We start from the raw sequence: 6,172 nt of genomic DNA, 5'->3' as shown, positions 1-6,172 counted from the left end.
TAGGCGGCGGTTTGATATTCTTGGCCGCTGAGTTCGGGGTGGGAGTGGATGTGGCGGCGAATTTCGATTAAGCGGGGTGCTAGGGTGGCGGCTAATTCTTTGATGCGGGGAAGCATGAATTTAGTTGGGGAGTGCGGTACAAGTTGTAGTCAACTAAGGTAACGCAAATGTTTGGGGTTAAACAGATATCTTTCACCATTGGCATAATCCCTTTAGTGGCGTTGCTCAAAGCCCACCCCACAAGAATATTTTTCTTTAGTCATCGGGATTGTCCTCTTCATAAACCATGAGATCTCCCGGCTGACACTTCAGTGCTCTGCACAAAGCGCTGAGAGTTGCTTCGTCAATTCTGGTGAGTCGGCGGCGGGTTTTGATTTTAGACACAGAAGTGGGGTGCATCCCAATTAAAGCAGCCAATTCTTTATTGCTGATATTGCGATCGGCCATCACAACTGCCAATTTCCAACGGATCACTGCTGACTCTCAACTGCTAGCGATAACTTTGCAAGCAGATGTTACCATTCTGCAACCTTGACTCTCGCTCAAGTTGTCGCTGCGACCATTTATTTTGTCGCAACGATTGACAAACGGCAGTGAATGAACTAGACTCAGGATGTACAAACGGAACAGCGATCGCCCCTGGCCTGGAAAACTTGAGGGCGATCGCAATTCCACTATTCGTGTAATTCAAAGTCTATGGTATCACAGCCAAAGTCAGTTCCCGAACTGCTCCGGGAAGAAGTTCCTGATGTACCTCAAGGGAAGCAACCGATTCGTTTGCTGTTGTGTGGCGTTCCCAAAGCGGTAGAAAGTATCGTTAATCTGTTGCACGTTTTAGGTTTTGCAGAAGTTGGGGAATGGAGCCCGCCTCTACCATCGCCGATAGCGGGTGAGGTGATTCGGATTTTAACCCGTTACTGGAAAGAGTAATCTTTGAGGGCGATCGCACGAATTGAAAAAGTGCGATCGTCCAAGATATTCAAACCACACTGCCATTAATTAAATTGCGGTTGCCTTTTTGGATGTAGTCACGAGTTGGTAAGGCTATGACTTTTCACTACTCCGGACAGTTTTTGGAACGATACTACAAGCCTTACAGGGCAAGCATCATAAAAAAAGTCGAATTAAATGCAAGTCAGCGGTAGAGGTGACATTGATTTAATTATCCACTGTGGCTCAAAGTCCTAGGGAATAAGCCATTCAGTCATAGAAAAAGTGTCCAGACTATTGACTTTTAAGAGTTTGCTAATGGTTTAATCACGTCCAGTATTTCTTGAAGCGTAAAGTAAATGTAGTAAAAAACTGGCTTTCCATTGATGTCTATAGTGCCATATCGACGCTGTAGGCGACCCTTACCATTTTTCTCTGCTATTTTAGGGTCAAAGCCACGAGATTCGCTACTAACATAAATTAACTCAATAGGAGCGCATTTTACGTCAAAAGTGATACCCCATTTTATTTTTGCTTCTAACTTTCCATCAGGCTTTCGCTCCAAATCGTAGAAGATATTTTCATAAAAATAGCTCATATCAATTTTTTTAAAGTCCAATTCTGTGATAAGTAGTGGATAAGCTAGTGGTTTCACTTCCTGAGCTTTCTTCAACAATATCTTAAAAAAATTATTGGCTTCCCTAGTTATGTAATCCTCAGCAGCTTTTTTTTGTTCTTGATTTTTAAATGAAATTAGAGGAACATAACTGCTTTCAAAAATGGGAGTTTCCGGGCAAATTCCTATAATATTTATTTTCTGATTCATGAGTTTTCCAGGTATAGCTTTTGGATAATAAAGAAGTTAGCCTTAAATATTTTGATTCCTTTCATTTCTGGATTTTGTTCAGTTTCTCCCAAAGGGTTATGCTGAGGTTCTGCTGTGTAATACCAAGGAATAAAAAATACACTCTCTGCAACAGTATGGGTTTGCTGGAGAGCAAATTCATAAGTAAGCTGCTTGAAGATATCATTTTTGTATTTATTTTTCGATTTTGGCGACGATGAGGGATTCATATAAAAGTCAAGAGGTACATCTTTATAATCCAATATTTTTAGTTTAAATCCATTTTTTGTTTCTTCAATTTTAAGAACTAAGTCAGGACGGGGAAATCGGCGCCTTGCGGTAGTTCTATCTCGGTTTTCTAATTTATCAGGCGTTCTGTTTGAGTATACCTGCGTTCTCGGTTCAGTATCAAACTCAATACAAAGGAGTTCATTCCATCCGAAGTTACCGCGATTTTTAGGATATGGAATATTGGATTTGGTCGTATAAATCCATTTATTACCGTACCCGTTGTTTCCATGATTAGCTCGGTGGTTGCCCACCCGTTTTGGTTCTTCACCTTGCCTCTCAGGTTCTGGATGTGGAGGCTCTTTCAAAGGTATATCGGTATCTGCATAGCAGATTTTATCTGGGTATTTTTTGAAGAAATAGGTGTTGCACATATCCTCCCAAACCAGAGAAAACCCTTTTATTCCCCAGTAGCCACCATCATTCTGAGCGGGATTTATTTCACCGTATAGGAATGTTTCAATAGCTTCATAAAGTCCCCAATAGTCAGCATCTTTATAATAAGTATTTTTGTCTATGTTATCCAGCGCTCCTTTAAGAATGCTGATAGTTTCGCCAAAAGTGTCTTTGTCAAAAATTGACTGGTTGCTGGTCAAGTAGCCGTCTTGGAAGCGTTGAGCAAGGAAGCGAATATCTTGACTGTGTGCTTGAATATTATCCGGCACATCGCCATCCAACTGCTGTACAATCTCATCGAGTATATAACAATACAGGTTTACGATCTCAGTGCTTTCATAGCGCACCGTCGGACGTGGCAAATCCATCGCCTCGACGTAAATTACATGGTTATCAAGGTAGATAGCGCGATCTAAGTATTTGTAAAGTTGAGAATAATCAATATCTTCACTGCGTCTGGCTTTCTTTTGGATTGAGTTGATAGCAAGGTCATCGTAGGCTTCCAGTACCCGTTCGATCATTTTAATCTTGCTATAGAGTACACAAACTTCCCCATCTTCCGTTTGCATACTGACTCCGCCAGCAGAAAGGGTAGTCTGATCTTGGTTTTGCTGGAAATCCGGTCTGTTAAGGTTGAATCGGTTTGTGCCTGTATTGTCTCTCTCAAACTTGCGGAAAGTGCGATACATCTTGAAAAATAAATCCCGCACCTGGTTAAAGTCACCATCTGGAAAATTATCAAAGCCATTTGGCAGACAAAACTCATAACCATCTTCTAAAGCAGATTTACGGATTCCAACAAAAAAGTCATTGGAATTTTTAATCAACTTAAAGCTTGAAAAATCAAACATGGAGTGTTAAAAAAGAGAAGGTATTATTTCTAAGTACAGGCTTAAAACCAATTCAAGCCTTGAAATTCATTATGTTGGTAATAAACTTATTATGCAATTTAGTGAAATCACCGAAAGTGACGAGTTCATCTCTTGTTACCTCCAAAAGATCCACAAGGGGTTTTTTGTCACGGTTGAAAACGCTATCCCAGAGGAAGAACATGAGTTTATTTTGTATCTGTTCAGGAGTTACAGGTTGTTTGATAAAGTAATACCCAATTTGCTTGTCCTCAATTCCTCGAATGGAAGTGTGATGACTTTTGATAAAGCCGTTAAGGTTTTTGATTAGCTTCTTCCATTTATCTTCATCCAAAGTGCCTCCTGTACCGTATTTGGGAGCAGGAGGTTTAGTCTCATCCCAGTTGACAAATTCCCAATCCCAACGTCGCTTGAAGGCGCTATCCATAAAGTAAATGGAATTGTCAGAGGTGTTCATAGTGCCGAAAATAGACAAGTTAGGTGGAATTTTAATGGATCTTTCTTTAAGCTTCAGGTTCAAACCATCCACTCTATTTTGAAAAGTTGAGTAGTCCTGTACCCAATGGTTTTCTCCGGGAAACTGATATTCAAATTTATTATCAGCTAGAGATTTCTCTTGAACCTCTATTAAGCGTAGTATTGTTATTAATTCAATTTCAGTAATGTTAATACTATAGGATGACCATCCCTCTTCATCTCTATCTAAAAGTTGGAAAACAGTTCCAAAAATTGCTGAAGAGTTTCCTCGGTTAATTTCATCTATAACCAAAGCTACATTCGCTGCATTATCGCACGCTATTCTGCGAGCTTGTTTTATTCTTGCACTTTGTTCCTGATCGGACAAATCCTTAAAATCTTTTTCTTTTGTTGGGTCTTTGTATTCATCAAGAATATTTCTGTAAGCACGAGTAAGCGCCATCAAAAAGTGACCTGCATAAAACTGGTAACGTACATTATTACCTTTTGTAATAGGTACCAGCTTTCCCATAAAATCACCATAAGTGTATTCTGGATGGAAAACGGTTTTAATAACGTTGTCCGAATCAGGGCTTATTTTTAAGTCATTAGGGATGATTTCATAATTTACCCTGTAGCTTTTTCCAGTTCCAGGACTACCAAAGAGGATTTTCTGAATGGGAGTTTTCACTATGTTGACCTACTTAAGTTACAAAACGCTGGTGAAGAGATGTCAAGCTACAGATGTAAGTGCCAAGACCTACTCTGAGTCGTGAGCAGCCAGAGGTAAAATAGCTGAGGTAATATCCCTCCTGTTGGTATAATGAACTACTTATGGATCTCTGTCAATGTTTTTTTCGGTGAGTGAGGACGCAGTATTACCGCAAAAAAACGCGGTTTCTGACCACCCGAAAAGCAAAGAAACCGGGTTTTTGACCGCTTCTACGAGGTGTAACGCAGTATTCCCGGAAAAAACCCGGTTTCTAGCCACCTGTGCCTCCAGCACTATTAAAGCCATCCTCAATCCAAAAAATTGAGATAAAATATCCACAAGGCCTAAACATAACGAACAATGACTTTAGCAAACTATCAACTTTCCCTAAACTTTGAGCAAATTTTAGCCCGAGTCAAACAACTGCCCTATCCCGAAAAATTGCAGTTAAGTCAAGAGCTGGAAAAAGAAGTATTAAACAGTAAATTAACAGCTCTTTTGGAGTCATTTATAACCGATGAGCTTTCTTTAGAAACTATCACCCAAGAAGTAGAAGCAGTCCGAAGCGAAATTCATGCCCGAAAAACCAGCCCTTAAAGTAATTAACTATGATTCCAAACAATATTCATTAATTGTCAGGCCGGAAGCGCAAGCAATTGAGCGATCGCACTCTCTGAATAGTTTCAAAATCGCGATCGTTATGAACTAGAATAAGCTGGTGTTCGATCGCAAGTTGGGCAATGCAGCAGTCGATACTACTTCTAACCGTTAACCCCTGTCGTTGCAAATCGTAGTAAATCCGAGCAGCGGCTACCCAAGTATTAGGCGTAGACTCGATGTAATCTTGTTCTTGGAGATAAGTTTCTAATAGTGTCCACTCGCGATCGTCTCGGCAACCTTGCAAAAGTTCCATCTGAGTAAATCGGTTCAGAAAAATACTTTCATCCTGGATTATTCCTTCCAGGGATTGGCGTACTACACCTGTCCTGTCGCGGAAAACGCTGATCCAGACTGATGTATCAATCAGAAACATTTCGGTTTTCCCGCAAAGCTTTGTAGTCGTAGTCAGTCGAAAATTGAATTTGTCCGCTTAAATCGAGTAAGTTCCGCTTTTTACGGGTGCGAATTAATTCTTGCAAAGCAAAGTCAATCAATTCTTTTTCTGTTTTGAAATTGGTTAAGCGAAAGGCTTCTTTAACCAATTCTTCGTTAAGTTCAACGGTGGTTGTCATGGTTAATGGTGGATTTCATTCTCTCATTTATTATGGCATAGCCACACCCAACCCTTAACCTAGCCCAACTTCCCCAAATCCTGGTTTCCCCAACTCACCGAAACCAACCTCAACCAAACTCTCCAACTCCTCTGCATCAACGACACCAAACTCCAACTACCCAGATTCCCGACTTCTTAAAGAAGTCAGGAATTTACAAATAGTTAAATTGTCAAGGTATTTTACATACTTATGACTTGGGCGTATAAGTCGATCGCACTTGCAACTCCTTCAACTGCTTCTCATCCACACCAGACGGCGCATTCGTCAGCAAACAAGCAGCCTGCTGCGTCTTCGGAAACGCCATCACATCGCGAATCGATTCCTCACCAGCCAACAGCATCACCAACCGATCCAAACCGTAAGCAATGCCTCCGTGGGGCGGAGTTCCATACTCAAACGCATC

At 40.7% G+C, this 6,172-nt stretch carries 9 protein-coding genes; 2 read left to right on the top strand and 7 right to left on the bottom strand.

All coding sequences use genetic code 11. The features are described 5' to 3' along the window. Window positions 1-255: 255 nt before the first annotated feature. Complete coding sequence (locus QUA45_RS27450) at window positions 256-474, bottom strand: helix-turn-helix transcriptional regulator (protein ID WP_333223032.1); 219 nt, start codon at window positions 472-474, stop codon at window positions 256-258. A gap of 222 nt (window positions 475-696) precedes the next feature. Between QUA45_RS27450 and QUA45_RS27445 the strand changes: the two genes are divergently transcribed. Further along, window positions 697-930 carry a hypothetical protein gene (locus QUA45_RS27445; RefSeq protein ID WP_333223029.1) on the top strand — a complete coding sequence of 78 codons (234 nt, stop codon included), beginning with the start codon at window positions 697-699 and terminating at the stop codon, window positions 928-930. Between the two features lie 304 nt (window positions 931-1,234). Here the strand turns inward: QUA45_RS27445 and QUA45_RS27440 are convergent, their stop codons facing one another. From QUA45_RS27440 to QUA45_RS27430, 3 genes are read right to left on the bottom strand one after another with little or no spacing between them, the layout of a single operon-like run. Further along, the gene (locus QUA45_RS27440) at window positions 1,235-1,756 is read right to left on the bottom strand and encodes a hypothetical protein (protein WP_333223027.1); all 522 of its coding nucleotides are present in this window, start codon (window positions 1,754-1,756) and stop codon (window positions 1,235-1,237) included. Then, window positions 1,753-3,309 carry a hypothetical protein gene (locus tag QUA45_RS27435; RefSeq protein WP_333223025.1) on the bottom strand — a complete coding sequence of 519 codons (1,557 nt, stop codon included), beginning with the start codon at window positions 3,307-3,309 and terminating at the stop codon, window positions 1,753-1,755. The genes QUA45_RS27440 and QUA45_RS27435 overlap by 4 nt, the downstream gene beginning before the upstream one ends. 52 nt (window positions 3,310-3,361) lie before the next feature. After that, the gene (locus QUA45_RS27430; protein ID WP_333223023.1) at window positions 3,362-4,474 is read right to left on the bottom strand and encodes a restriction endonuclease; all 1,113 of its coding nucleotides are present in this window, start codon (window positions 4,472-4,474) and stop codon (window positions 3,362-3,364) included. Window positions 4,475-4,855: 381 nt separating this feature from the next. Here QUA45_RS27430 and vap15 point away from each other — a divergent pair, with 381 nt between their 5' ends. Next, complete coding sequence (gene vap15 / locus QUA45_RS27425) at window positions 4,856-5,092, top strand: type II toxin-antitoxin system VapB15 family antitoxin (protein WP_333223021.1); 237 nt, start codon at window positions 4,856-4,858, stop codon at window positions 5,090-5,092. A 31-nt stretch (window positions 5,093-5,123) separates the two neighbouring features. Here the strand turns inward: vap15 and vapC are convergent, their stop codons facing one another. The 3 genes from vapC to QUA45_RS27410 all read right to left on the bottom strand — a co-directional run. Continuing rightward, entirely contained in the window at window positions 5,124-5,528 is a 405-nt protein-coding gene (gene vapC, locus QUA45_RS27420; RefSeq protein WP_333223019.1) for a type II toxin-antitoxin system VapC family toxin, read from the bottom strand. Then, window positions 5,515-5,727 (bottom strand): type II toxin-antitoxin system VapB family antitoxin, encoded by a 213-nt coding sequence (locus QUA45_RS27415; protein WP_006633402.1) that lies wholly within the window; start codon window positions 5,725-5,727, stop codon window positions 5,515-5,517. The genes vapC and QUA45_RS27415 overlap by 14 nt, the downstream gene beginning before the upstream one ends. 229 nt (window positions 5,728-5,956) lie before the next feature. Further along, the coding region (locus QUA45_RS27410) for an amino acid--tRNA ligase-related protein (RefSeq protein WP_333223017.1) at window positions 5,957-6,172 on the bottom strand (216 nt) is incomplete at its 5' end.

The organism is Microcoleus sp. Pol12A5 (assembly GCF_036701435.1).
Lineage (GTDB): Bacteria > Cyanobacteriota > Cyanobacteriia > Cyanobacteriales > Microcoleaceae > Microcoleus.
Note: the sequence above shows the minus strand (reverse complement) of the source record. Positions and strands in the feature narration are given on the sequence as shown.

What these genes read in the sequence shown, in the direction of transcription:
- QUA45_RS27440 (WP_333223027.1), bottom strand. Translation starts at nt 1,756, where the DNA reads ATGAATCAGAAAATAAATATTATAGGAATTTGCCCGGAAACTCCCATT.
- QUA45_RS27445 (WP_333223029.1), top strand. Translation starts at nt 697, where the DNA reads ATGGTATCACAGCCAAAGTCAGTTCCCGAACTGCTCCGGGAAGAAGTT.
- QUA45_RS27435 (WP_333223025.1), bottom strand. Translation starts at nt 3,309, where the DNA reads ATGTTTGATTTTTCAAGCTTTAAGTTGATTAAAAATTCCAATGACTTT.
- vap15 (WP_333223021.1), top strand. Translation starts at nt 4,856, where the DNA reads ATGACTTTAGCAAACTATCAACTTTCCCTAAACTTTGAGCAAATTTTA.
- QUA45_RS27415 (WP_006633402.1), bottom strand. Translation starts at nt 5,727, where the DNA reads ATGACAACCACCGTTGAACTTAACGAAGAATTGGTTAAAGAAGCCTTT.
- vapC (WP_333223019.1), bottom strand. Translation starts at nt 5,528, where the DNA reads ATGTTTCTGATTGATACATCAGTCTGGATCAGCGTTTTCCGCGACAGG.